This window comes from Mycolicibacterium parafortuitum (assembly GCF_002086815.1).
Lineage (GTDB): Bacteria > Actinomycetota > Actinomycetes > Mycobacteriales > Mycobacteriaceae > Mycobacterium > Mycobacterium parafortuitum.
Map to the genome: position 1 here is coordinate 152,150 of NZ_MVID01000002.1, position 24,958 is coordinate 177,107.

Below are 24,958 nucleotides of genomic sequence, written 5' to 3' on the forward strand. Positions count from 1 at the left end.
TCGACCGCTACGCGGCGCCGGTCAGCGCGGATCGCGGTGTCCATTCATAGACCCGCGGTTCGCACGAGTGCAGCAGCGCCAGGTCGACGGCGTCGAGCATGGCCTGCCGCGGACCCGGACGCCGTAGGTGCCGGGCCGAGACCGCGACGCGCACGACCCCGCCGCGGCGCGCGGTGCGCTCGGCGGCCAGCACGACCGAGCGGCACCACCACGGTTCGGTGAGAAAGCCTTCGCCGATGCCCAGTACCCGTGCCCGCACGGTGTCGCGGCGCACCAGGTCGGTGATGCCCGACCACCCGGCAAGCACACGGAACCCGTTGCGCGGCAGCACTTTCAGCACACCGTCGGAGACGTTCCAGCCGGGCGCCGCGAACAGCCGGGTACGCAGGCCGAGGTGTTCGAGGATCCGGTCGGCGGCCATCAGCCGCAGGTTCGCCTCATGGGCGGGCAGTGTCGCGAACTCGCCCCGGCGGGCCTTGGTGGCCGCGGCGTCGAACCCGTGCAGTACCAGCGCATCGCCCGCATCGCGCTGCGCCGCGAGCCACTCGACGGTCGCGGCGTCACGGTCGAGCCGGTAACCCGCTTTCAGGCGCGGCGCGACCAGCAGCGACGCCGGGACCGCGCGCCGGGCGAGTTCGGCGCGGAACGCCGCGACGTCGTCGCGTGTGCGGTCCCCGATGCCGGAGACCGAGACGATCAGTTGTCCGGTCACCTCCGCAGTGTGGCGACCCCAGATGTCCGGCCGGTGGATGACACGGCACGCGCGGGTGACGAACGCAGGACTATCGCGGCAGCACGGCCTCGATCGCGGCGACCACCTCGGGAGCGTCCGGGGTGGTGCGCGGGCGGAACCGCTTGACCACCTCGCCGCCGGGGGCCAGCAGGAACTTCTCGAAGTTCCACTGCACGTCGCCGGCCTCGCCGGTGTCGTCGGCGGCCTTGGTCAGCTCGGCGTAGAGCGGATGCCGCTCGGCGCCGTTGACGTCGGTCTTGGCCAGCAGCGGGAACGTGACACCGTAGGTGGTGGAGCAGAACGTCTGGATCTCCTCCGCGGTGCCGGGCTCCTGCCCCATGAACTGGTTGCACGGCACCCCGATCACGGTCAGTCCGCGGGGGCCGTAGTCCTCGGCCAGTTGTTCGAGCGCGCTGTACTGGGGTGTCAGGCCGCATTTCGACGCGACGTTGACGACCAGCGCGGCGCCGTCGGCCAATTCGGCCAGCGTGGTGGCGCGGCCGTCGAGCGTGGTCAGCGGGATCTCGGTGAGCGCAGAAGTCATGGCGCCGACGCTACCCGCGCTCGCCGCCGCCGTCGGATCCCGGGGTGAACAGCATCCGGGCCACGCGTTGGACGGTGTCGACGGGGTCGGCGCGGGTGTCCGGAGCACCCGGGATGGCCTCGTTGAGCCACAGCATCGCGAACCCGTGCACCAGAGACCACGCCGCCAGGCCGGCGGCCTGGGGGTCCTCTTTGGCGCGCGCGTCGTCGAGTGTGCCGACCCCGGCGGCCAATTCGGTGCCCGCAGCGGTCTGGGCCGCGATCAGCTCCGGGTCCTCGGGGTTGACCAGCGAACGGTCGAACATCACCTCGTAGTGGCCCGGGTGTTCCACGGCGAACCGCACGTACTCCAGTGCCGCGTCCAGGAACTGCGGTCCTGACTGCGCCAGCGCCGCCGCCAGCATCCGCCATCCCTGCGCGGCCAGCGCGGTGAACAGGCCACGCCGGTCGGTGAAGTGGTGCGCGGGCGCGGCATGCGAAACGCCTGCGGCGCGGGCCAACTCACGCAGCGAGACGCCGTCCGCGCCACGCTCGGCGACCAGCGCGGCCGCGTGACCGAGGATGACGGCCTTGAGGTCGCCGTGGTGGTAACTGCCCCTGGTCATGCGCGGGCTAGCCGGAGTGTTCGGCCTTCGCGACATCGAGAAGCCACGCGTACTGGAACGCGGTCTCCTTCCATCGCTCGTAGCGCCCGCTGATACCGCCGTGGCCGGCGTTCATCTCCGTCTTGAGCAGCACCTTCGCCGCGTCAGCGCTCGGGTTGGCCTGCGAATAGCGCAGCGCGGCTACCCATTTGGCAGGTTCGACGTAGTACACCCTGGTGTCGTTCAGCGACGTCATCGCCAGGATCGCCGGATAGTTCTTCGTCTCGACGTTCTCGTACGGCGAGTAGGACTTCATGTACCGGTAGACCTCGGGGTCTTCCAGCGGGTTGCCCCATTCGTCCCACTCGGTGACGGTCAGCGGCAGCGACGGATCGAGGATCGTGGTCAGCGGATCCACGAACGGCACCGCGGCCAGGATGCCTGCGAACAGGTCCGGCGCCATGTTGGCCACCGCACCCATCAAGAGCCCGCCCGCGCTGCCGCCGTAGGCCACCAGGTTCTCCGGCCGGGTGATCCCGGTGTCGACGAGATGCTGGGCCACCGCGATGAAGTCGGTGAAGGTGTTGCGCTTCTCCAGCAACTTTCCGTGCTCGTACCAGGGCCTGCCGAGCTCGCCGCCGCCGCGCACGTGGGCGACCGCGAACACCATGCCGCGATCCAGCAGGGACAGCCGCGCGATGGAGAACCGCGGATCCTCACAGGATTCGTAAGCGCCGTATCCGTAGAGCAGCGCCGGCGCCGGGAACTGCAGCCCGGCCCGGTGGATGATCGAGATCGGCACCCGGGCACCGTCGGCCGCGACGGCCCAGTCGCGGCGCTCGACGTAGTCCTCGGGCCGGTAATCGCCCAGCACCGGCTGTTCGCGCAGCAGCGTGCGTTCCCCGGTGACGAGGTCCAGATCGTAGATGCGCACCGGTGTGACGAAGGACGTCGCGCCGATCCGCAGTTTCGGCGCGCTCCAGTTCGGGTTGGCCGACAGCCCCACCGACATCAGCTCTGAGTCGAACGAGACATCCTGCGCCGTCCCGTATCCGGTGTCGGTCAGCGGCCACAGCTGGATCCGCGGCAAGGCCTGGCTGCGGTAGCTCAACACCAGATGGCTGTCGAACGCGTCGACGGCATCCAGCCGGACGTCGTCGCGGTGTCCGATCAGGGTGCGCACATTTGCCGGGTCGGCGACGGGCGCCTCGACGAGGGTGAAGTTCTCGGCTCCGTCGTTGTGCAGGATCAGAAAGCGGTCCTCGCCGCCGACCACGGCGTGCTCGACCGAATACTCGACCGCGTCGCGTCGCGGCCACACGACGGTGAACTCGGCGTCGGGATCGCTGGCGTCGGCGTAACGCAGCTCCGAGGTCACCGCGCTGCCGGCGGCGATCATCAGGTACTTGTTGCTGCGGGTCCGGCCCACACCGATCCAGTACCGCTCGTCGGGTTCGTGGTAGACCTTCTCGTCCGGCGTTTCGGCACCCAGCCGATGCCGCCACACCGTGTCGGGCCGCCACGCATCGTCAACGGTGACGTAGTAGACGGTCTGGTTGTCGGCCGCCCAGGTGGCGCCCGCACCGATGCCTTCGATCTCGTCGCCGTAGCGCTGACCGGTCCGTAAGTCCTTGAACCGCAGCGTGTACCGCTCATCGCCCTTGACGTCGACCGAGTACGCCAGGATGTTCCCGTCGATGCTGACGGTGGCCGCGCCGAGGGAGAAGAATTCGTGGCCCTCGGCCTCGATGTTCTCGTCGAGCAACACCTGCTCGCCGGGGATCTCGGTGTTCTCGTCGAGTTCCGGCGGGGTCCAGTCGTCGGGATCGGTGACGGGGCAACGGCATTGCACGCCGTACTGCTTGCCCTGGAAGCTGCGGCCGTAATACCACCAGTCGCCGCGGCGGGTGGGTACCGACAGGTCGGTCTCCTTGGTCCTGGTCTTGATCTCGTCGAAGATCTTCTGCCGCAACGGCGCAAGGTCCTCGGTGACGTGTTCGACGAACGCGTTCTCGGCTTCCAGGTAGTCGATGACGTCCTTGCTGGACTTGTCCCGCAACCATTCGTACGGATCGACGAAGACGTCCCCGTGATGCTCCCGGCGGGTGTCGACCCGCTTGGCGATGGGTGGTGCGATGTCACCGCTCACGCGGTGCCTCCAATCCAGTCGTCGAACCGCAGTCCTGAGATGCGTTCGTAGGCTTCGATGTACCGCGCCCGGGTGGCGGCCACGATCTCGGCGGGCAGCGGCGGGGGCGGCTGATCGCCGGTGCGGTCCCAGCCCGACTCCGGGCCGGTGAGCCAGTTGCGCACGAACTGCTTGTCGAAGCTGTTCTGCACCTGCCCGACCACGTAGCCCTCGGCGGGCCAGTAGCGCGACGAGTCCGGGGTGAACACCTCGTCGGCCAGCGTCAGTGTGCCGTCGTCGTCGACGCCGAACTCGAACTTCGTGTCGGCGACGATGATGCCCTTGGTCAGCGCGTGCTCGGCGCCCCGGCGGTAGGTCGACAAGGTGAGGTCGCGCAGTTCTTCGGCGCGCTCGGCGCCGATCAGCGCGACGACGTCGTCGAACGAGATGTTCACGTCGTGTTCCCCGAGATCGGCCTTGGTCGCGGGGGTGAACAGTGGCTCGTCGAACCTGCTCGCCTCGACCAGCCCGGACGGCAGCGCGATACCGCACACCGAACCCGTCTTCTGATAGTCGACGAGTCCCGAGCCGGTCAGATAGCCGCGGGCCACCGCCTCGACGGGCAGCATGTCCAGCTGTTTGACCAGCAGCGCCCGGCCCAGCACCTCGGCTGGGATGCGCTCGTCGTCGGGCGGTCCGGCGAGATGGTTCGGCGAGTCGATCAGGCCGAAGAAGAACACGCTCATCGCGGTCAGCACACGGCCCTTGTCCGGGATCTCGCTGTCCAGGATGTGGTCGTAGGCCGAGATCCGGTCCGTCGCGACGAACAGCAGGTGCCGGTCGTCGACGCGGTAGAGCTCACGAACCTTGCCGCTGGCCAGATGCTGGTAGTCGGACAGAGCGGGACGCATCGGGCCAGCCTATCGGTCCGCCGAAGCGCGTCTGTGTGCTGTGATCGATCGCATGAAGTCACGGTGGGTCCCCTACGCGTCGACGCCCGGTCGGCTGCTGTGGCAAGTGGTCAGCGATGTCGTCGTGCTCACCTGGATCACGATCTGGGTCTGGGTCGGGGCGGCGGTCCATTCGGCCGTGTCCACCCTCGCCGAGTTCGGCTACCAGGTGGAAAGCGGCGCCAATGGCGTGGCGGGCAACCTCGACAACGCCGGTGACAGCGCCGACGGCGTGCCGCTGGTCGGCGGTGCGCTGGCGGGTCCGCTGCGCGGCGCGGGCGACGCCGCACGGGAGATCGCCGGCGCGGGCCAGTCGCTGGGTGTCACCGCCGGCTGGTTGTCGTGGTTGCTGGCGCTCGCGGTCGCGGCGCCGCCGATCCTGGCGTTGGTGATGCCGTGGCTGTTCCTGCGGCTGCGCTTCTACCGGCGCAAGTGGACGGCGGTGACGTTGTCCTCGACCTGGGCCGGCGAGGAATTGCTCGCGCTGCGGGCGCTGGCGAACCGGCCGCTGCCCAAGCTCGCCGCGGTCAGCCCCGACCCGGTCGGTGCGTGGCGCAACCAGGACCGGATCGCGATCCGCGGGCTCGCCGCGCTGGAACTGCGCGCATCGGGGATTCGCGCCGCGAACCTCAAACGCGCCGACTAGCCGGCAGGTTTCATCGCCCGGTGGCGCCGTCGATCTGTTCGCGCAGGATGTCGAGATGGCCGGCGTGGCGCGCCGTCTCCTCGATCATGTGGGCCAGGGCCCAGCGCATCGACGGCGCGGTGCCGCGGCGCGCCGGTCGCGCGCACGGTGTGCTCAGGTCGTCGCACGCTGCGATGACGGCGTTCACGCGCGCGATCGTGTCCTCGTAGTCGGAGATCACCGACGTGACGGTCTGGTCGGCGCCGGCGTGGAACGTCGCGGGCCAGTCCGCATCCTGCCCGAGGAACATGAACCGTTCCACGTGCGCGAGGTGGTTGACCAGCCCCAGGCAGTTCGTTCCCGACGGCACCCCGGGCGTGCGCACGGCGGGCTCGGGTGTGCCGCTCAGCTTGGCGATCACGCTCGCCCGCAGATAGTCGAGAAAGCCGACCAACACCTCTTTCTCGGATCCGCCCGGGTTCGGCGGCGGGGTGTCGCGTCTGCGTGCCGGCATCGGTGACCTACTTGAGCAGCCGCTTGAGCGCCGTGCCGAACGGGTGTTTGGCGGTCACCGACCCGAACCGGACCTTGCCGGTGACGACGACGTGCAGGGATCGCGACGGCGGACTGGAGGTCACCTTCACCGCGGTCGACGACGCGACGTTGCCGATGCCGTCCAGATCGGCGGTCGCCCCGTCCGGCAGGATCAGCTCGGTCGAGCTGAAGTAGTCGTCGATGTCGATGTGCACGACCGGGCTGTGCAGCACCGCGGACGTGAAATCCAGCGCGGTCGAGCACATCCGGGTCACCAGCTGCATCCGGGCGGGCACGGTCCACTGTCCCTTGCGCTGGATGCTCGACATCCAGCTTTTGAGCACCTCGGGCGGCGCGGGCGCGGGCTGACGCCGCACGTGGGGCAGGTCGGCGATGACGGTGTCCAATTCGCGCCGGGTGCGCGCGGCGAGGACGACGTCGATCCGCTCGGTGTACTCGTCGAGGGTCAGCATCCCCTGGCCTACCGCGTGCTCGAGGATCTGCGTCACCGCGGCGCGGTCGGCGTCCGAGGCCCTGATGTCAGGTTGTCGGGAATCCATCGCACCCAGACTAGGCGGAGCCGCTGCGGCCGACCAGCCAATGTCGTTCGCCCTCAGCGGCTCTCACAGAATCGCGCCAGAGGTGTACTTCGCCGCGTCGGGATAGCGGGCCACCAGGTCGTCGACCTGGGCGACCACGCGGTCGACCTGGTCGGCGGCGGCACCGGTGAAGACCTGCTTGTCGGCGAGCGCGGCGTCGAGCGCCTGGCGGTCCAGCGGCAGCCGCGGGTCGGCGGCCAGCCGGTCGAGCAGATCGGGTTCGGCGCCCTTCTCCCGCATCGCGAGCGCCACCGCGACGGCGTGCTCCTTGATCACCTCGTGGGCGGTCTCCCGCCCGACGCCGGCACGGACGGCGGCGATCAGCATCCGGGTGGTGGCCAGGAACGGCAGGTAGCGGTCGAGTTCCCGCTGGATCACCGCGGGATAGGCACCGAACTCGTCGAGCACGGTCAGGAACGTCTCGGTCTGCCCGTCGATGGCGAAGAACGCATCCGGCAGCGCGACGCGGCGCACCACCGAGCAGAACACGTCGCCCTCGTTCCACTGCGCGCCGGCCAGTTCGGCGGCCATCGAGCCGTAGCCGCGCAGCACCACCTGCAGGCCGTTGACCCGCTCGCAGGACCGGCTGTTCATCTTGTGCGGCATCGCCGAGCTACCGACCTGCCCGGGGGCGAACCCCTCGGTGACCAGTTCGTGGCCAGCCATCAGCCGGATGGTGTGTGCCAGCGACGACGGACCGGCGCCCAGCTGCACGAGCGCCGAGACGACGTCGTGGTCGAGCGACCGGGGATAGACCTGCCCGACGCTGGTGAACATGTCGGTGAAGCCGAGGAACTGGGCCACCCGGCGCTCCAGGTCGGCGAGGCGCTCGGTGTCACCGTCGAACAGGTCGAGCATGTCCTGGGCGGTTCCCATCGGGCCCTTGATCCCGCGCAGCGGGTAGCGGGCGATCAGTTCCTCGACGCGCCGCAGCCCGACCAGCATCTCCTCGGCCGCCGAGGCGAACCGTTTGCCGAGCGTCGTGGCCTGGGCGGCGACGTTGTGCGAGCGTCCGGCCATCACGAGGTCGCGGTACAGCGCGGCGCGTTCGGCCAGGCGGGCGACCACCGCGACACCGTGGGCGTGCACGAGTTCCAGCGAGCGCCGGATCTGTAGCTGCTCGACGTTCTCGGTGAGGTCGCGGCTGGTCATGCCCTTGTGCACATGCTCGTGGCCTGCGAGTGCGTTGAACTCCTCGATGCGGGCCTTCACGTCGTGGCGGGTGACCCGCTCACGTGCGGCGATCGAGGCCAGGTCGACGTTCTCCAGCACCCGTTCGTAGTCGGCGACGACACCGTCGGGGACGTCGACACCGAGCTCTGCCTGCGCCTTCAACACGGCCAGCCACAATCGCCGTTCGGCGACGATCTTGGCTTCCGGTGACCAGATGGCCACCATCTCCTCACTGGCGTAGCGGTTGGCCAGAACGTTCGGGATGCTCACGAACACACAGCTTACGAGCCCCGCCGCCGGGCGATCGGGCACAGTATGCCCATGAACTTCGTCGGACTCGACCTCGCGTGGGGTGAGAAGAACCAAACGGGCGTGGCCGTGGTCGACACCGACGGGCGTCTGTTGCATGTGGGAGCGGCGACCGACGACGACAGCATCGCCGCGGCCGTCGCCCCCTACACCGACTCCGAATGCCTGGTCGCCATCGACGCCCCGCTGATCGTGAAAAACGCGACCGGGCACCGCCCGGCGGAGGCGCAGTTCAACAGGGACTTCCAGCGGTTCGAGGCAGGCGCCCGGCCCGCCTTCACCGACCGGCCCGAGTTCAAGCACCCGCGCGCCGCGCGGATCGCCGAACGCCTCGGGCTGGACACGGATCCGAACTCGGCCTCGCCGCGTCGGGCGATCGAGGTGTATCCGCACCCGGCGACCATCGTGCTGTTCGGTCTGGAGAAGACGCTGAAGTACAAGCGCGGACCGTTCGAGAGCCGCCACCGCGCACTGCTGCAGTTGATGACGCTGATCGAGGGGCTCGACGATGCGACGCCGAGGTTGCGCGTGAACCGCAGCGTGTCATGGGTGGAACTGCGCAAGCGGGTCGAGGCCGCGACCAAGCCCAGCCACCTCGACCGGGACGAGGACCCCGTCGACGCGGTGCTCTGCGCGTATGTCGGGCTGTACTGGTATCACCGGCCGCAGGACGTCACCATCTACGGCGACCACGCGTGCGGCTACATCGTCACCCCGTCGCTGCCTTCGGACCGGTTGCCCGAGACCCCGCCGCCCGCGCCGAAGCCGCGGGTCCGGGCCCCCGAGTCCACAGGCCCGTCGGCGGCGGTCACCGAGTACGCCGCGCGCCGGCCTGCCCTGGTGGAGGCCACCGCCCAGTACCTCGAGTTGGTGACCGGGTTGCTCGACGACGCCGGCATCAACTACCTGTCGGTCGCGGCGCGCACCAAGAGCGTGGACTCGTTCGCCGCCAAGGCCGAACGTCGCGGCCCCGACGGGACGCCGCTGTTCACCGAGCCGCTGGTGGAGGTCACCGATCTGATCGGGTTGCGTGTCATCACCTATCTGCGGGAGGACGTCGACACGGTCGCCGAACTGCTCGCCGAGGAGATGCGCCTGCTCGACGACCGCGACATGGGGCAGGAGACCGCACGCGAGGGCCGCTGGGGTTACGCCAGCAGGCATCTGCTGGTCGGGGTCGAGGGCATTCAGCAGCCGGCGTCGATCCAGGTGCGCACCGTGCTGCAGCATGCCTGGGCCGAATTCGAACACGAGATCCGGTACAAGGGTTCGATTCCCGCCGCTCATGTTCCCGATCTGGACCGTCGCTTCACCCTCGCCGCGGGTCTGCTCGAACTCGCCGACCGGGAGTTCTCCGCGGTGCGCGAACGGCTACGGACCTCGCTGCCCGAGACGGCCACCCCGGAGGTCACCAGCGATCCTCGGATCCCGACCCCGGTGCTGGCCACCTATCTGGGCAACCGGTTCCCGGATGCGGGGTGGTCGCGCACCGACCACTACACGTGGATCGCGGGGCTGCTGCTCGACCTCGGCATCGACTCGATCGACGAGGTCGACACGGTGCTGGCCGGCATCGACACCGACGCTGTGAACGCGGCGATGGACTACCGCTACCCGGCCGGCGCGGTCCGCCGCCTCGACGACGCACTGCTGGCCATCTACGGCCCCGAATACATTGCCCTTGAGGGCAATTCGCACCGCATCAAGTTGTTGGAGACGCGACTCGGCCGCCTGCACCAGGAGCCCTAGTCGGACATCGATCCCAGGGTGGTCGGGTCGGTGATGTGCCCGTCCTTGATGCCGAGCTGCTTGTTGATCTGCTGGGTCAGGAAGAACAGCACGATCCCGATGACGACCAGGCCGCCGGCGACGATGTACTGCTGGGCGGGCCGGCCCGAGAACGGCAGCACGAGATACAGCGACACGATGAACCCGATCACCGGAAGCGCGGTCGGGGTCTTGAAGTGGCCGCCGGTCTCACGGACATCGCGGCGCAGCACCAGCACCGCGACGTTGACGACGGCGAACACCGCGAGCAACAGCAGGCTGGTCGTGCCGCCCAGGATGGCGATCGCGTTGCTGCTCGCGGAGGTCGACACGTAGATGATCAGGCCGAAAGCGATCACGGTGGTGAAGATGATGGCCACCCACGGCGACAGCCGCTTCGGGTGGACCAGGCCCAGCACCGGTGGCAGCACGTGCTGGCGGGCCATGCCGTAGATCAGGCGGCTCGCCATCAGCATGTTGATCAGCGCGGTGTTCGACACCGCGAACATCGTCAGGAACGGCAGGATGGTGTCGATCGGCAGCCCCGGAGCTCCGGCGCGGACCACCTCGACCAGCGGGGTGTCGCTCTCCTCCAGCTTGCCGATCGGCACCAGCGCCACCGCGACGATGGACACCAGGATGTAGACGACACCGGCGATCGACAGACCCGAGAGCAGGATCTTCGGGAACGTCTTGACCGGGTCCTTGGTCTCCTCGGCCATGTTGACCGAATCCTCGAAGCCGACCATCGCGAAGAACGCCAGCGAGGTCGCGGCGGTGACCGCCAGGAAGGTGTTCTTGTCCTCGGCCGTCTCGAACGCGACGATGCGGGAGAAGTCGACGTCTCCGCCGCCGGTGAACGCCCACAAGCCCACGGCGATGACCAGGATCAGGCCCGTGATCTCGACGATGGTCAGGACGACGTTGAGCTTCACGCTCTCGCCGACGCCGCGATAGTTGATCGCGGCGAGGGCGGCCATGAACAGCAGCGCCAGGATCAGCACTCCGGCTTTCGGTGCGTCCTCCACCCCGACACCGGTGAAGAAGTTCGCCGCGAACGCCCTGGAAGCCGTTGACGCCGAGGTGATTCCGGAGCACATCACGATGAACGCGACCAGGAAGGTGATGAAGTGGATGCCAAACGCCTTGTGCGCGTAGAGCGCAGCGCCTGCGGCCTGCGGGTACTTGGTCACCAGCTCCAGGTAGCTAAACGCGGTGATCGTCGCGACGGCGAACGCGATGAGGAACGGAAGCCACGCCGCGCCACCGACTTCGGCGGCGACGTCGCCGACGAGCGCGTATACGCCGGTGCCCAGGATGTCACCGACGACGAACAGCAGGAGCAGGCCGGGGCCCATCACCCGCTTGAGCTCGGGTTGTTTCTCGGAACCCTTCGGGCCGGCGGTTTGTTCTGACATCACGCCCTCCTCACCGACTCGCGCAGATCACTCATCATCGAACAGCGCGTCGGCATATGCGGCACCAACGCGATAAACCGTGCCTGTGACGTGTCCGCGGCGAAATACGTGAGGTCACGGCCACCCGTGTCGAAGGCAGCGCGCAGCGCCCCGGCGGTTTTCACCCCGACGGTTTAACCGGAGCCGCCGGAATGCAAACGCCCTAGTTGAACGGGGCCAGGACATCGATCACGTCGATGAGGGTGGCCCGGGCGGTCGCGCGTGGCCCGTCCCCGTCGCCGACGAGCGCCGCGACCACCGCGCCGTCGACGGCACAGACCAGTGCGGTGACCAGTTCGGCGCGCACGGACCGGCCGGAACGTTCGACGACCTCGACGACCGCGTCGCTACGCTGGCGCAGGATCCGGCGCTGGATGTCGCGCAGGCCGGGTTGGCGCGCGCAGGCGATATAGCGTTCGTAGCGCGAGATCACCTGTTCGGTCACCCGTTCGGGATTGTCGCCGATGAGCAGGTCGACGAGGATGTCGGCGGTCGCCTCCGCGCCGCGGCGGCGCCGGGACAGCGCCGAGATGCGGTCGCGCAACTGTTCCCCTTCGCGGAGCCCGACGTGCTCGACCGCGCACGCGATGAGATCTTCCAGCGAAGAGAAGTAGTACGTCGTCGAGGCGAGTGGCAGCCCGGCGCGGCGCGCGACGGCGCGGTGCCGCACCGCGTCGAAGCCCCCTTCGCAGAGAAGGTCCGCGGCTGCACTGACCAGCGCATACCGCCGACGTTCTCCCTTGGGAGTGACCGCTGCCGTCACTCGTAGCATGCTGCCAGCCGCGGGGGTATCGCCACCGGGGTTTCGGCGAATCCCAGGGCCCCGGCCGGCCACGCCGACCGGGGCGGCGGCACGGTGGCCGGTGGCAAGATGTCGCCCATGCCGATGATGAACCGCCGGGGCGTGCTCGCGCTCGGCCTGCGCGCCGGGCTGATCGCCGCGGCAGGCACGGCCGCCGTGGCCGCGGTCGACCCGGCACCGGCCGCGGCCGCCCCCGGCGCGGCCACCGATCCCGCCGGATACGCCACCGGCTCCTTCGTGTCCGCGGCACGCAACGGCACGACGGTGAACTGGGCCATCGCCCGCCCACCCGGCCAGACCGCGCCGCTGCGGCCGGTGATCCTGCTGCACGGCAAGGACTCCTCGGCCACCTCTGTGATGTCGATGGGCGTCGAACGGTTCCTCGCCGACGCGGTCAGCGCGGGGCTTCCTCCGTTCGCGATCGCCGCGGTGGACGGCGGTAACGGCTACTGGCACCGACGGGCCTCCGGAGACGACTCGGGGGCGATGGTGCTCGAGGAGTTCCTGCCGCTGCTGTCGGCCGAAGGGCTCGACACCTCCCGGGTCGCCTTCCTCGGATGGTCGATGGGCGGCTACGGTGCGATGCTGCTCGGATCGCGGCTCGGTCCCGCCCGCACCGCGGCGATCTGCGCGGTCAGTCCGGCGCTGTGGACCTCCCCGGGCGCCGCGGCCCCGGGCGCGTTCGACAGCGCCCAGGACTACGCCGCCAACAGTGTGTGGGGGCTGACCGGACTCGACGGGATCCCGTTGCGCATCGACTGTGGTTTCGACGATCCGTTCGCCGCGGCCACCCAGCAGTTCATCGCGCAGTTGCCGACGCCACCGGCCGGCGGGTTCTCCCCCGGCGGACACAACGCGGCGTTCTGGTCCTCGCAGCTCACCTCGGAGCTGACCTGGGCCGCGCCGCTGCTGACCGCGTGACCTGCTGACCGCTAGCCCGGCAGCGAGATCCTGCCCTCGGCCGCGGCCTGGCCGATGTCGTGACGGAAGTGGCTGCCCGGCAAGCGGATACCGGCGATGGTGTGGTACGCGGACTCCCGCGCCGCGGCCAGGTCGGCGCCGACCCCGACGACCGAGAGCACCCTGCCACCCGAGGACACCACGCTGCCGTCGTCGCGGCGCGCGGTGCCGGCGTGCAGCACCCCTGCCGCGTCCGAGCCGTGGATCACGTCACCGACCCGCGGCCGGCCCGGATAGTTCTCCGCGGCCACCACCACCGCGACCGCGGATCCGTCGCGCCACTGCAGCGGCGGCCGGCCGGCCAGATCTCCCGTGGCGGCGGCGCGCAGCAGCTGGCCGAGCGGGGAATCGAGCAGGGCGAGCACCGCCTGGGTCTCGGGATCGCCGAAGCGGCAGTTGAATTCGACGACCGCGGGACCGTTCGAGGTGATCGCCAGGCCGGCGTACAACAGTCCGGAGAATGCGCTGCCCCGCCGGACCATTTCGGCGGCAACAGGCTTGACGACTTCGTCGACGATCTGCCGGGTCACCTCGGCGGGCAGCCACGGCAGCGGGGTGTAGGCCCCCATCCCGCCGGTGTTGGGACCGGTATCCCCGTCGCCGACCCGCTTGAAATCCTGCGCGGGCAGCAACGGAACCACCGTCTCACCGTCGACCACGCAGAACAGCGACACCTCGGGACCGTCCAGGAACGACTCGAGCAGCACCGGATGACCCGCGTCGAGCAGGCTCGCGGCGTGCGCGCGGGCGGCGTCGCGGTCGGTCGTGACGACCACACCCTTGCCCGCGGCCAGGCCGTCGTCTTTGACCACCCAGGCCCGCTGGCCGGCCGGCGGGCCGAAGCGGTCCAGCGCCGCGTCGAGGTGGGCGGGATTGTCGACGATCTCGCTGCCCGCGGTACGCACCCCGGCGGCGGCCATCACGTCCTTGGCGAACGCCTTGGACCCCTCGATCCGAGCGGCGTCCTTCGTCGGGCCGAAGCAGGCGATACCCGCGGCACGCACGGCGTCGGCGACGCCGAGCACCAACGGCACCTCGGGCCCGATCACGACCAGATCGGCCCCGACCCGCTCGGCCAGCGCGACGACGGCGTCACCGGAGGTGACGTCGAGGTCGTACTGATCGGCGATCGAGGCGGTGCCGGCGTTGCCGGGCGCGACCGACAACCCGTCGACCTCCGGGTCTCGGCGCAGAGCAAGCAGCAGCGCGTGTTCACGGGCTCCGGATCCAACTACCAGGACGTGCACAGATGCCCACCCTAGTGGCAACGGGCCGGGCGACATCCACCCGATTCGGCCATACAATTCTCACGTCAGTGTATGGTCTTCTCCGAGTGCCGTACGTCACAGAGGAGGACACGCCGATGACCGTCGAGAATGCCGCGGCGCCGAGTTGCCCGTTTCTCCCCCACGGATACGACTTCACCGATCCGGATGTGCTGCTCAGAGGCATCCCGGTCACCGAGTTCGCCGAGCTGCGCAAGACCGCACCGGTGTGGTGGAACGCGCAGGAGGAGTCGATCTTCGACGACGGCGGCTACTGGGTGATCTCCCGCCACGAGGACATCAAGGCGATCTCCCGCAACGGCTCGGTGTGGTCCACCAACGCCAAGGGCGCGGTGATGCGGCTGCCCGACGGGGTCACCGCCGAACAACTCGACCTGACCAAGGCGCTGCTGATCAACCACGACGCCCCCGAACACACCCGGCTGCGCAAGATCATCTCGCGGCTGTTCACCCCGCGCGCCGTCGCCGGCATGGAGGCCAAGCTCGCCGACGCCGCCCGCGAGATCGTGCGCCGCGCCGCCGAGAAGGACCGCGGCAACTTCGTCGACGACGTCGCGATGATGCTGCCCCTGCAAGCGATCGCCGATCTGATCGGCGTGCCCGAAGGCGACCGCGAGAAGCTGTTCGGATGGTCCAACGCGATCATGAACACCGACGACCCGGACTTCGACGCCGACCCGACGATGGCCAACGCCGAGCTGATGGGTTACGCGTACACGATGGCCGAACAGCGGCGCCGCTGCCCGGCCGACGACATCGTGACCCGGCTGATCCAGGCCGATCTCGACGGCGACTCGCTCGGCGAGGTCGAATTCGCGTTCTTCGTGATCCTGCTCGCGGTGGCGGGCAACGAGACCACCCGCAACGCGATGACCCACGGCATGAACGCGTTCTTCGACAACCCCGAGCAGTGGGAGCTCTACAAGCGGGAGCGCCCGGAGACCGCGATCGACGAGATCATCCGGTGGGCCACCCCGGTGCACTGCTTCCAGCGCACCGCGCTGGAGGACGTCGAGGTCGGTGGGGTCACGATCGCCAAGGGGCAACGGGTCGGGTTGTTCTACAGTTCGGCGAACTTCGACGAAGAGGTGTTCGCCGATCCCTTCACCTTTGACATTCTGCGGAACCCGAACCCGCACTTGGCCTTCGGCGGCAACGGGGCCCACTTCTGCATCGGCGCGAATCTGGCGCGGATGGAGATCAAGCTGATGTTCGACGAGATCGCCGACCAGATCCCCGACATCTCGAAGCTCGCCGAGCCGCAACGGCTGCGGTCCGGCTGGATCAACGGGGTCAAGGACCTGCAGGTCGCCTACAGATAGCCGACCGCGGGATCGATTCCGGCAGGTGGCCTAGAGTTCGTTCGTGCGCACCCACGGTTGGTCAGGAGCCAAGCCGGCCTCCGACGAGGAGGCCGTCGCCCGGATCCTGGCGGCGGCGGGCAAGGTGATCGAGGACCGCGGCGCCGACTTCAGCATCTCGGACGTCGCGCGCACCGTCGGGGTGACCCGCCAGACGGTGTACCGGTACTTCCCGTCCACAGAGGCCCTGCTCGTGGCGGGGGCCGTGCACGCCGTCGACGGTTTCCTCGACCGCCTGACCGCGCACATGGCCGGTGTCACCGATCCCCGCGAGGCCGTCGCAGAGGCGGTGGCGACCGCGTTGGAATGGCTGCCCCGGGAGAAGTACATCGGCCTGATCATGGTGCCGGGCCGTTCGACGCACGTGCAGTCGGTGACGTCGGACATCGCGTTGCGTTTCGCCCGCGACATGGTCGGACGGCTGGATGTCGACTGGACGCAGGCCGGTTTCGACGAGGACGAACTGGGCCAACTCTCCGAGCACCTGCTGCGCATCATCCAGTCGTTCGTCCTCGATCCCGGCCGCCCACCGCGCCACGGCGACGAGCTGCGTGGCTATCTGCGGCGATGGGTCGGTAACGCGATACTCCCGCACTGAAATTGGTGCCCAAGGGGTCGCATCGCCCGTCCTAGACTCGAGAAATGAGCGTGCTGGGCGGCTTCTTGACGACATGGTCACAGGCCCGCGCGACCTTCGGTGCCGGAATTCCCCGACCGGGCAGCGGATTCGACGACAGCCCGACATTGCGCGCGCTGGAGACCGAAACCCGGTCGGCGAGCCCGGGCGCCGCCTGGAGTGGCACCGCAGCCGACGCCTATGACGCCAGGAACGCTTGGCACGCCCGCACCCTGGCCAGGTTGGCCGACCTCGACCGGCGCGTCGGGGCCGAGGTGGACCGCTCGGCCGCGGTGGTCGCTCACGGACGTGAGCGGCTCGACGCGATCCGGCAGTGGGTGCAGGACGCCGCGGCGGCGGTGCCGAAAAGCGCTGTCGGGGAACAGATGTTGTTGCCCATCGTCGGTAAGGGCTCCGGAGCGGTCGCCGAGATCGTCACGGCATCGAACAACGAGCTGGCTGTCATCGCCGAGCGGATCCGCGGGATCGGCGCCGAGTACGCCGACTTCGACGGGGCCGGCGGGGCCGACGGGGTCGACGCCCTCGGAGTCGGTGACGATGCCGAAGCCGACAGTGCCGTGCCGGAGACCACGCTGGATCTGACCGACATCGTGTATCGAGCCCCGGGCGAGCTCGGCAGGCCGTGGGAGATGGAACTTGTTGCGGGATCGGGGGTCTGGGTGCCGAACCCGAACGCACCCGGCTACCGGCCCAAGCCGCCCCGCGCGCCGCTGGATCTCGACGACATCGTCTACCTTCCTCCGGTTCCGGACGAGAACGGCAAGCTTCCGTTGGGGCCCGCGAATCACATGGAGCTGGTTCCCGGTTCGGGCGCCTGGGTTCCCGACCCGAACAGCCCTGCGTACCAGCCTTCGATACCCGAAGCGCCGGTCGACCTGTCGAAGATCCGAACGGGGGTCGACCCTAACGCGTTGATCCCGGCGGGCACCGTCGAGCTCTGGCCCCATGCCGGGATCATCATGCCGGATCCGGCGCTGGGCCGTCCGCGCTAGCGGCCCCGCACGGCCGCAACGGCTTTGACCAGAAGGTCCGGCACCAGCGGCTCGTACTCGGCGTCTCGGTCCAGGCGGGCCTGGACGCTGACGTACACATGACTTTCCAGACCCTCCGGGTCCTCCAGCAGCGCCCCGTAGTAGTAGTCGGCCAGCGCATTCTCGTCGACCTGGTTCTTCAACGCCACCAGGCCGGCATCATCGATCACCGGAGGAGTCAGCTGCTGCACCGTTCCCTCCACGTGCAGCTGCGGTGCGGAGTACCGGAACCGTTGGCAGGCCGGATTCATCAGCTCGCTGGTCTGCACGGTGTCGGTGTACGCGACGATCCGGATTCCACCGTCACCCCGCACGGGATCGCCGGAGACCCGCATGCCGCTCGACCCGGGCTGGACCTTCACCGGCTTCAACTGCAGCACGCACTCCTGCGGCTCCGCCTCGGCGGGTGTCCCGAAAAGAACGAAGTCCTCGGCGATCTCGGTGTTCTCCTCCGGATAACGGGTCAGCCTGCCGGTCTTGACGATGTAGTCGGCCTCGGGGAGCTCGGCGGCGACCTCGGAAAGCCGGGACACGTCGAGCCCGGTCTGCGCCGTCGACGCGTCGGGAGCCCCGCACGCGGTTGCTGCCGCCGCCGACAGCACGATCACCGACATCAGCCTCGCCGTCGCCACCATCGGTTCAGCCTAAGCGCCTCGGCCGACCCCGAGGCGCACCAATCGACGATGCACTAGACCACGGTGAGCGGCAGCGACTTCCGGTCCTCGAACACCCATGACGCGCCGCCGGACATCTTGCACACCTGCACTTCGGAGAACTCCTTCGCCGGGGTGTCTGTGTGGATCACCCGCACCGTCCAGTCCGATTCGGTGCCGTCGAGCTCGGCGCGCAGGTGCGGGTCGACGCCCTGCACGACAGCCTGCACGGGAGAGTCGGCCATCGGGGACACCAACGAGATCCAGGCGCCGTCGTCGTGGGCCGGCGATCTGCGCACGCGCAGATGGTCGCGGTCCACGTCGACCGACACGTAGGCCGCGGGGTTCAGCATCGGGTGCAGTTCCAGCACCCGCAACGCCCCGGCGGCATCGGCGGGAATCTTCAGCGCGTTGCGGATCCTCTCGGCGGCCACCCCCGCGATACCGATCAGGGACCTGTAGCGGACCGACTCCTCCAGCGCCGCATCGCCCTTCGTCCTCGCCCTGACCGCCAGGTTGAACGACAACGTGAGCAGGTGCATCTGCAGGCACACCTCGTCGGCGATCCGCACGAGCGCCGAATGCGAGAACGCACCGAAGTCGAAATCGGACACCAACGGCCCCGCGTAGTCGGCTTGCCCTTCGTCTGCCGGATCGATCGGATCGAGCTCGGTGTGATAGGCCCGGCTGGCGCCGACGATGTCGAGCTGCGGGATGAAATCCACCTCGGGGTACGACTCGTCGATGGTCACCGTCCACCGGCAGTGCGGGTGGCGGTCGGCGGGTGTGCGCGGCGGACGGTGTACCGGCCGCACCTGACACTTGCGGTTGGTGGCCAGCGCGGTCGCGTCGAACGTCGGGTCCTCGATGTCGTGGCACATCCCGCGGACGTAGTCCTCGCCCATCGGCTCGACGTCGAGCAGGGCGCCGCAGTGGTCGAGGTGGAACTCACCGTGCCAGCGGTCGTGCACGGTGTAGCGGAAATCCATGAACTGCGGCGGCGCGCCGATGTCGAGCTGCAGCCCCTTGAAGATCGTGATGACATCGACGCCCTCGTACTTGAGCGCCTTCTGCATCCGCTTGGTGTAGAGCGGGCTCGCGCCGGCCCATTCCTCGATAGCGATCTGCAGCATCTCTTCGCGACCGAAATTGCTGATACACCAGGCCATTCCGGAGCGGTCGATCAACTGGCCGATCAGCAGCAACTCCGGGACGAGGGTGGCCAGCTCGTCGCGGGTCAGCGCCGCGTACCTACTCATCACGCTCATCGTGCACCTTGCTTCCGGAGTGCATCTGGACGGCGGCGTTGACGTTGGCCTTACGGTCCTCGTCCTCACCGCGTTCGGCAGCCTTCTGGCGTCTCTTGATCACCTTGCTCACCGCACCGTCGAGCTTGGAGCCCAGCGGGAAGCCCAGGTACTGCGTCAGGAACACCGCCATCTCCTTGAGCTCCTCGCCGGTGAGCTCGCCGTTGTGCAGCGCCGCGTTCGCCTGGATCTCGGCGAGGTCGGAGTTGCCCAGCGCGGCGACGGCGGTCAGCGTCATGATGCGCTTGTCGCGCATCGAGAGACCGGGACGGGTCCAGATGGTGCCGAAGAGGTGGTCGACGGTGAGATCGAAGTACGGGTCGCCCTCGATGTTCGGCATCTCCCAGCCGTACACCTCGTTCATCTTGTCCAGGCCCTTGCGCCGTAGCTCGTCCATCTCTTACTCCTTCGTGCTCGAACTCGTATGGGGCACGCCGAGACCGGCGGCCAGATCCCGCAGGGCGATCTCGGCCAGCGGCAGCTCCACGCCGGTGGCCTCGCCGAGGCCGAGCGCCAGCTTCAGATCCTTCTCGGCCAGCCCGCGGGTGTGAACGAACATGTCGTACAGGAAGTGGTCGGGTGCCAGCGGCGCGGTGTCGTCGCGGGCCATGATCGCGCCCGGACCGCCGCTCTGCGCGTCGCTGTGGCGCACCACCCGGCCGAGTTTCTGCAGATCGATTCCCGCGGCCTCGGCCAGTCGAGACGCCTCGCATGCGGCGGCGAACCCGATGAACGTCAGCATGTTCCTGGCGATCTTCATCCGCGTTCCCGCGCCGGGTTCGCCGGCCCGCACGACCATCGAAGCCCACTTCTTGAACACCGGCTTCACGATGTCGTAGGCCGCATCGTCGGCGCCGACCATCACGGCGAGCTCCCCCTTGTCGGCGGCACCCGCACCTCCGCTGACCGGGGCGTCCACGACGTGAACACCCTTGGGCCGCAACTGCGCCGCGAGCTCTGCGGCGGTTCCGGGCTCGATGGTGGAGTGGATCGCGATGACGGTGCCCGCCCTGGCGTGGGCACCGAGTTCGGTGACGACGTCGCGCACCTGGGCGTCATTGAGCACGGTCACGCTGATCACGTCGGCGGCCGCGACATCGGCGACGGTGTCGGCCAGCGTGGCCCCGAGCTCGGCGAGCGGTGTCATCGCATCGGTGCGCACGTCGAACACCACCAGCCCGCCGGGCCAGTCGACGAGCCGCTTGGCCATCGGCGCCCCCTGGTTACCCAGGCCGATGTAGCCGAGTTTCGGTTCGGCCGTGTTGGTCTGCTCCTCGCGCGAGCGCTCGCCGGTCACCTGATGATCTGCCCGCCGTCGACGTTGAAGATCTGGCCGGTGACCCACTTGGCCTGATCCGACAGCAGGAACAGCAGCATGCCGACCAGATCGTCGGGCTGGCCCATGCGCGACAACGGGATTCCCTTGACGATGTCGGCCACCATCTCCTGCGGGGTGGTGGTCCGGTTGGCCTCGGTGTCGATGGGCCCCGGCGCGATCGCGTTGACCCGGATGTTCTGTCCGCCCAGCTCGGTCGCCAGCTGCTGGGTCAGGCCGTTGATCCCGACTTTGGCCAGCCCGTAGAAGTTGGAGTACAGCCACGCCGCGGTGGACGACTGGTTGACGATCGCGCCGCCACCGCGCTTGGCCATCTTGCGGTAGACCGCGCGCGTGCACACCAGCGCACCGTCGAGGTTCACACTCATGAACTTCTTGTAGTAGTCCCAATCGACGGTGATCAGGAAGTCGAGCTTCATCCCGCCGAAGATCGCGGCGTTGTTGACCAGGTAGTCGATCCCGCCGAACTCCGAGAGCGCTTGGGCGGCCATCTCTTTGGCGGAGTCCGGATCGGACACGTCGACCCGCACCGCGAGCGCGTTGCCGCCCTCGCCCTTGATCCCGTCGGCGACCTTGCGGGCACCTTCGGTGTTGATGTCGGCGACCACGACGGCGGCGCCCTCACGCGCCAGCGCCTCGGCGTACGCCTGCCCGATACCGCCGCCGGCACCGGTGACGATGGCCACCTTCTCCTTGAACTGATCTCCGTATAGACCCACTGTGTCTCCTTCTCAGACAGCCGTGGCGATCGCTTTGATCTCGAGGTACTCCTCGAAACCGGCGAGGCCCATCTCCCGGCCGATGCCGGATTGCTTGTAACCGCCGAACGGCATGTCCGCCGAGTACCAGACACCGCCGTTGACGTTGACCGTGCCGACCCGCAGCCTCGCGGCGACCGCGTTGGCGCGGTCGAGATCCGGCGAGAACACCGTGCCGGACAGGCCGTAGAGCGAATCGTTGGCGATCCGCACCGCGTCGTCGTCGCCGTCGTGCGCGATCACCGTCAGCACCGGGCCGAAGATCTCCTCGCGGGCGACCTTCGCGTTGTTGTCCAGACCGGCGATCACCGTCGGCTCGATGAAGAACCCGGTGTCGCGGCCCGCGGGACGGCCGCCGCCGCAGGCGAATCGGCCGCCCTCGGCGAGCGCCGAGTCCAGGTAACCCTGGATCCGGTCGCGCTGGCGGGCCGAGATCACCGGGCCGCAGATCGTGCCGGGGTCGGTGGGATCTCCTGGCTTGAGGCCACCCATGGTCGCGGCGGCGGCCTCGACCGCCTCGTCGTAGCGATTCCTGGGAACCACCAGCCGGGTGGTGATCGCGCATCCCTGCCCCGCGTGCATCGATGCGGTGAACCCCGCCATCGCGCAGGCGCCGGCCAGGTCGGCGTCGTCGAGGACCAGGAACGCCGACTTGCCGCCGAGCTCAAGGAAGACCTTCTTCAACGTCGCCGAGCCGTCGGACATCACGGCGCGGCCGGTGTTGGTGGACCCGGTGAACGAAACCATGTCCACGCGCAGGTCTTTCGACAGCAGCGCACCGACGGCATGGTCGCTGGAGGTGACGATGTTGACCACCCCGGCGGGGAAATCGGTGTGCTCGGAGATCAGTTCGCCCAGCACCGCGGCCACCCACGGCGTGTCCGGCGCCGGCTTGAGTACCAGCGTGTTGCCCGCTGCCAGTGCCGGGCCGATCTTGGCCAGGTTGATCTGGTGCGGGAAGTTCCACGGCGTGATGGCGCCGACGACACCGACCGCCTCGCGGGCGATCCGGCGGGCGGTCTTGATGCCCATCGGGGACGCGACACCGAGATCGGTGCTCCATTCGTAAGACTCGGCGGTGTCCGCGCAGAACGTCAGGTCGTCGATGGGACCTTCGAGCTGGGCCGCCGCGGTCAGCATCCGCGGCGCGCCGACCTCGGAGATGGTGAGGTCCCTCAGCTCTTCGACATGGTCGCGCATCGCGGTCTGCAGCTGGCGGAGGCACCGCACCCGCAGCTCGGTGTCGGTCGACCAGCCGGTTTCGTCGAAGGCGCGCCGCGCCGCCCCGATCGCCGCGCTCATGTCCTCGGCGCTCGCATCGGCGGCGACGCCGAGGGTCTCCTCGGTCGCCGGATTGCTGGTGGTGAACGTGCCCGCGCTCCCGTCGACGAGCTTGCCGTCGACGAGCAGCTTGCTCTCGCGATCGGTCAGGATTCCCATCCGACCTCCTGTTTCATTCTGGACAACTGTCCGACAGAGTTCCCCGGAACCATAACCGCACACGGCGACGGCAGGCAAGGATGTGCCGCTGTACCTACCGAGTAGTCCTGTCTAGCTGTGGTTTTTGCCGCTAGCTTGCCTCAGGTATGCACCGTCGGATAACTTGGACATGTGTCCAGCGATGCTGTTGCCGCGCTCACACCCGAGTCGGGGCACCCGCCACGAAACCGTCGGCAGGAGGAGACCTTCCGCAAGGTGCTCGCCGCCGGGCTGGAGATGCTGCGCGAATCGTCGTACGCCGACCTGACCGTGCGCGCGGTCGCCGCGCGCGCCAAGGTGGCCCCCGCGACCGCCTACACGTACTTCTCGTCGAAGAACCACCTGATCGCCGAGATTTATCTGAACCTGATCAAGCAGGTCGACTACTTCACCGACGTCAACGACAGCACTGTGGCCCGGGTCGAGAAGACCCTGCGCAGCATGGCGTTGATGGTCGCCGACGAACCCGAGGTCGCCGCCGCATGCACCACGGCTCTGCTGTCGGGTAACGACGCGGCGGTGCGCTCGGTCCGTGAACGCATCGGCGCCGAGATCCACCGCCGCATCCGCGCCGCCGTCGGGCCCGATCCCGACCCGCGCACGCTGGCCGCGCTCGAGATGACGTTCTTCGGCGCGCTGGTCAACGCCGGCAGCGGCGCCTTCACCTATCACCAGATCGCCGACCGGTTGAGTTATGTGGTCGGGCTCATCGTGGGAGACGACAAATGACGATCAGCGACGTGACGCTGGACCCTTACGACTACGACTTCCACGAGGATCCGTACCCGTACTACCAGCGGCTGCGCGACGAGGCGCCGCTGTACCACAACGCCGGGCTCGGGTTCTGGGCGCTGTCGCGGCACGCCGACGTGCACAAGGGCTTCCGCAACAGCACCACGCTGTCCAACAAGTTCGGCGTCTCCCTCGATCCGGCGTCGCGGGGTCCGCACGCGTCGAGGACGATGTCGTTCCTGGCCATGGACGACCCGGATCACCTGCGGCTGCGCACCCTGGTCTCCAAGGGCTTCACCCCGCGCCGCATTCGCGAGCTGGAACCGCGCGTCACGGAGATCGCGGTCGAGCACCTCGACTCCATGCTGGAGATCGCCCGCGACACCGGATCCGTGGACTACGTCGACGAATTCGCCGGCAAGCTGCCGATGGACGTGATCTCGGAACTGATGGGGGTGCCGAAGGCCGACCGCACGCAGGTGCGCGCGTGGGCCGATGCGGTGATGCACCGCGAGGACGGGGTCACCGACGTGCCCGACTCGGCGATCGAGGCGTCGCTGAACCTGATCGTCTACTACCAGGAGATGGTCGGGCAGCGCCGCAAGCAGGCGACCGACGACCTGACCACGGCGCTGCTGGAGGCCGAGATCGACGGGGACCGGCTCACCGACGACGAGATCATCGGCTTCATGTTCCTGATGGTCATCGCGGGTAACGAGACCACCACCAAACTGCTTGCCAATGCCGCGTTCTGGGGCCACCGCAATCCCGACCAGCTCGGGCCGGTCTACGACGATCTGGAGCGGATCCCGCTGTGGGTGGAGGAGACGCTGCGCTTCGACACGTCCAGCCAGATCCTGGCCCGCACGGTCGTCGGTGAGCTCGAGCTCTACGACACGGTGATCCCCGACGGCGACGTGCTGCTGCTGCTGCCCGGCTCGGCGCATCGCGACGAGCGGGTCTTCGACAATCCCGACGATTTCGTCATCGGCCGTGAGATCGGCTCGAAACTCCTGAGTTTCGGCAGCGGCGCCCACTTCTGCCTCGGCGCGCATCTGGCGCGTATGGAGGCCCGGGTGGCGCTGGCCGAGTTGTTCAAGCGAATCCGCGGATACGAAGTGGACGAGGCCAACGCCGTCCGCGTCCACTCCAGCAATGTCCGCGGGTTCGCTCACCTCCCGATGTCCGTCAAGGTCCGCTGAAAGGCCTCTGTG

26 protein-coding genes are annotated in these 24,958 nt (G+C 68.7%); 8 read left to right on the forward strand and 18 right to left on the reverse strand.

Annotation, left to right across the window (positions count from 1 at the left end):
• Nucleotides 1–7: 7 nt before the first annotated feature.
• From BST38_RS03345 to BST38_RS03365, 5 genes are all read right to left on the reverse strand, one after another.
• Nucleotides 8–712 (reverse strand): DUF2334 domain-containing protein, encoded by a 705-nt coding sequence (locus BST38_RS03345; RefSeq protein ID WP_083141835.1) that lies wholly within the window; start codon nt 710–712, stop codon nt 8–10.
• A gap of 70 nt (nt 713–782) precedes the next feature.
• Nucleotides 783–1,277: a glutathione peroxidase gene (locus BST38_RS03350; RefSeq protein ID WP_083141836.1), complete on the reverse strand. Its 495-nt coding sequence runs from the start codon at nt 1,275–1,277 to the stop codon at nt 783–785.
• Nucleotides 1,278–1,287: 10 nt separating this feature from the next.
• A complete protein-coding gene (locus BST38_RS03355; protein ID WP_083141837.1) occupies nt 1,288–1,881 on the reverse strand; it encodes a TetR/AcrR family transcriptional regulator in 594 nt (197 codons plus the stop codon).
• A gap of 7 nt (nt 1,882–1,888) precedes the next feature.
• A complete protein-coding gene (locus BST38_RS03360; protein WP_083141838.1) occupies nt 1,889–4,009 on the reverse strand; it encodes a S9 family peptidase in 2,121 nt (706 codons plus the stop codon).
• On the reverse strand, nt 4,006–4,899 hold the full coding sequence (locus BST38_RS03365; protein WP_083141839.1) for a phosphoribosylaminoimidazolesuccinocarboxamide synthase: 894 nt from the start codon (nt 4,897–4,899) through the stop codon (nt 4,006–4,008). Before BST38_RS03365 ends, BST38_RS03360 begins: the two co-directional genes overlap by 4 nt.
• Before the next feature lie 52 nt (nt 4,900–4,951).
• Between BST38_RS03365 and BST38_RS03370 the strand changes: the two genes are divergently transcribed.
• The gene (locus BST38_RS03370; protein WP_083141840.1) at nt 4,952–5,584 is read left to right on the forward strand and encodes a hypothetical protein; all 633 of its coding nucleotides are present in this window, start codon (nt 4,952–4,954) and stop codon (nt 5,582–5,584) included.
• Nucleotides 5,585–5,594: 10 nt separating this feature from the next.
• Here the strand turns inward: BST38_RS03370 and BST38_RS03375 are convergent, their stop codons facing one another.
• The 3 genes from BST38_RS03375 to purB all read right to left on the reverse strand — a co-directional run bounded on the left by BST38_RS03375 (nt 5,595) and on the right by purB (nt 8,139).
• On the reverse strand, nt 5,595–6,077 hold the full coding sequence (locus BST38_RS03375; RefSeq protein ID WP_083141841.1) for a DinB family protein: 483 nt from the start codon (nt 6,075–6,077) through the stop codon (nt 5,595–5,597).
• 7 nt (nt 6,078–6,084) lie between these two features.
• Entirely contained in the window at nt 6,085–6,657 is a 573-nt protein-coding gene (locus BST38_RS03380) for a DUF1707 SHOCT-like domain-containing protein (RefSeq protein ID WP_083141842.1), read from the reverse strand.
• 63 nt (nt 6,658–6,720) lie between these two features.
• Entirely contained in the window at nt 6,721–8,139 is a 1,419-nt protein-coding gene (gene purB / locus BST38_RS03385) for an adenylosuccinate lyase (RefSeq protein ID WP_083142088.1), read from the reverse strand.
• Nucleotides 8,140–8,190: 51 nt separating this feature from the next.
• On the opposite strand from purB, the gene relZ reads away from it, so the two are divergent.
• The gene (relZ, locus tag BST38_RS03390; protein ID WP_083141843.1) at nt 8,191–9,927 is read left to right on the forward strand and encodes a bifunctional ribonuclease/(p)ppGpp synthase; all 1,737 of its coding nucleotides are present in this window, start codon (nt 8,191–8,193) and stop codon (nt 9,925–9,927) included.
• On the opposite strand, the gene BST38_RS03395 is transcribed toward relZ, so the two are convergent.
• From BST38_RS03395 to BST38_RS29740, 3 genes are all read right to left on the reverse strand, one after another.
• The gene (locus tag BST38_RS03395; protein ID WP_083142089.1) at nt 9,924–11,363 is read right to left on the reverse strand and encodes an APC family permease; all 1,440 of its coding nucleotides are present in this window, start codon (nt 11,361–11,363) and stop codon (nt 9,924–9,926) included. The genes relZ and BST38_RS03395 overlap by 4 nt on opposite strands.
• Nucleotides 11,364–11,565: 202 nt before the next feature.
• On the reverse strand, nt 11,566–12,174 hold the full coding sequence (locus tag BST38_RS03400; RefSeq protein WP_083141844.1) for a TetR/AcrR family transcriptional regulator: 609 nt from the start codon (nt 12,172–12,174) through the stop codon (nt 11,566–11,568).
• The gene (locus BST38_RS29740) at nt 12,162–12,284 is read right to left on the reverse strand and encodes a hypothetical protein (RefSeq protein ID WP_272818840.1); all 123 of its coding nucleotides are present in this window, start codon (nt 12,282–12,284) and stop codon (nt 12,162–12,164) included. Before BST38_RS29740 ends, BST38_RS03400 begins: the two co-directional genes overlap by 13 nt.
• On the opposite strand from BST38_RS29740, the gene BST38_RS03405 reads away from it, so the two are divergent.
• Nucleotides 12,274–13,125, forward strand: a complete 852-nt coding sequence (locus BST38_RS03405) for an alpha/beta hydrolase (protein ID WP_181791954.1) — start codon at nt 12,274–12,276, stop codon at nt 13,123–13,125. The genes BST38_RS29740 and BST38_RS03405 overlap by 11 nt on opposite strands.
• Nucleotides 13,126–13,136: 11 nt before the next feature.
• Here BST38_RS03405 and purD read toward each other — a convergent pair whose 3' ends face one another.
• The gene (gene purD, locus BST38_RS03410; RefSeq protein ID WP_083141845.1) at nt 13,137–14,411 is read right to left on the reverse strand and encodes a phosphoribosylamine--glycine ligase; all 1,275 of its coding nucleotides are present in this window, start codon (nt 14,409–14,411) and stop codon (nt 13,137–13,139) included.
• Between the two features lie 116 nt (nt 14,412–14,527).
• Here purD and BST38_RS03415 point away from each other — a divergent pair, with 116 nt between their 5' ends.
• The 3 genes from BST38_RS03415 to BST38_RS28935 are packed head-to-tail and all read left to right on the forward strand — an operon-like array spanning nt 14,528 to nt 17,440.
• Nucleotides 14,528–15,772, forward strand: coding sequence for a cytochrome P450 (locus BST38_RS03415; RefSeq protein WP_083142091.1), 1,245 nt, complete (start codon nt 14,528–14,530; stop codon nt 15,770–15,772).
• A 43-nt stretch (nt 15,773–15,815) separates the two neighbouring features.
• Entirely contained in the window at nt 15,816–16,409 is a 594-nt protein-coding gene (locus BST38_RS03420) for a TetR/AcrR family transcriptional regulator (protein ID WP_083141846.1), read from the forward strand.
• A gap of 44 nt (nt 16,410–16,453) precedes the next feature.
• Nucleotides 16,454–17,440, forward strand: a complete 987-nt coding sequence (locus BST38_RS28935) for an EspA/EspE family type VII secretion system effector (RefSeq protein WP_110781480.1) — start codon at nt 16,454–16,456, stop codon at nt 17,438–17,440.
• Here BST38_RS28935 and BST38_RS03430 read toward each other — a convergent pair.
• Genes BST38_RS03430 through BST38_RS03455 form a run of 6 tightly spaced genes read right to left on the reverse strand, consistent with a single transcriptional unit; the run spans nt 17,437 to nt 22,973 of the window.
• Nucleotides 17,437–18,114, reverse strand: a complete 678-nt coding sequence (locus BST38_RS03430; protein WP_083141847.1) for a DUF5642 family protein — start codon at nt 18,112–18,114, stop codon at nt 17,437–17,439. The genes BST38_RS28935 and BST38_RS03430 overlap by 4 nt on opposite strands.
• Before the next feature lie 53 nt (nt 18,115–18,167).
• The gene (locus BST38_RS03435; protein WP_083142092.1) at nt 18,168–19,394 is read right to left on the reverse strand and encodes a hypothetical protein; all 1,227 of its coding nucleotides are present in this window, start codon (nt 19,392–19,394) and stop codon (nt 18,168–18,170) included.
• Nucleotides 19,384–19,836 carry a carboxymuconolactone decarboxylase family protein gene (locus tag BST38_RS03440; RefSeq protein ID WP_083141848.1) on the reverse strand — a complete coding sequence of 151 codons (453 nt, stop codon included), beginning with the start codon at nt 19,834–19,836 and terminating at the stop codon, nt 19,384–19,386. Before BST38_RS03440 ends, BST38_RS03435 begins: the two co-directional genes overlap by 11 nt.
• 3 nt (nt 19,837–19,839) lie before the next feature.
• Nucleotides 19,840–20,736 carry an NAD(P)-dependent oxidoreductase gene (locus BST38_RS03445; RefSeq protein ID WP_272818836.1) on the reverse strand — a complete coding sequence of 299 codons (897 nt, stop codon included), beginning with the start codon at nt 20,734–20,736 and terminating at the stop codon, nt 19,840–19,842.
• Nucleotides 20,733–21,494 (reverse strand): SDR family oxidoreductase, encoded by a 762-nt coding sequence (locus BST38_RS03450; RefSeq protein WP_083141849.1) that lies wholly within the window; start codon nt 21,492–21,494, stop codon nt 20,733–20,735. The genes BST38_RS03445 and BST38_RS03450 overlap by 4 nt, the downstream gene beginning before the upstream one ends.
• A gap of 12 nt (nt 21,495–21,506) precedes the next feature.
• The gene (locus BST38_RS03455; protein ID WP_083141850.1) at nt 21,507–22,973 is read right to left on the reverse strand and encodes an aldehyde dehydrogenase; all 1,467 of its coding nucleotides are present in this window, start codon (nt 22,971–22,973) and stop codon (nt 21,507–21,509) included.
• A 171-nt stretch (nt 22,974–23,144) separates the two neighbouring features.
• Between BST38_RS03455 and BST38_RS03460 the strand changes: the two genes are divergently transcribed.
• Together BST38_RS03460 and BST38_RS03465 are read left to right on the forward strand one after the other, a co-directional pair.
• The gene (locus BST38_RS03460; protein WP_083141851.1) at nt 23,145–23,741 is read left to right on the forward strand and encodes a TetR/AcrR family transcriptional regulator; all 597 of its coding nucleotides are present in this window, start codon (nt 23,145–23,147) and stop codon (nt 23,739–23,741) included.
• The gene (locus tag BST38_RS03465; protein ID WP_083141852.1) at nt 23,738–24,946 is read left to right on the forward strand and encodes a cytochrome P450; all 1,209 of its coding nucleotides are present in this window, start codon (nt 23,738–23,740) and stop codon (nt 24,944–24,946) included. Before BST38_RS03460 ends, BST38_RS03465 begins: the two co-directional genes overlap by 4 nt.
• Nucleotides 24,947–24,958: the final 12 nt, after the last annotated feature.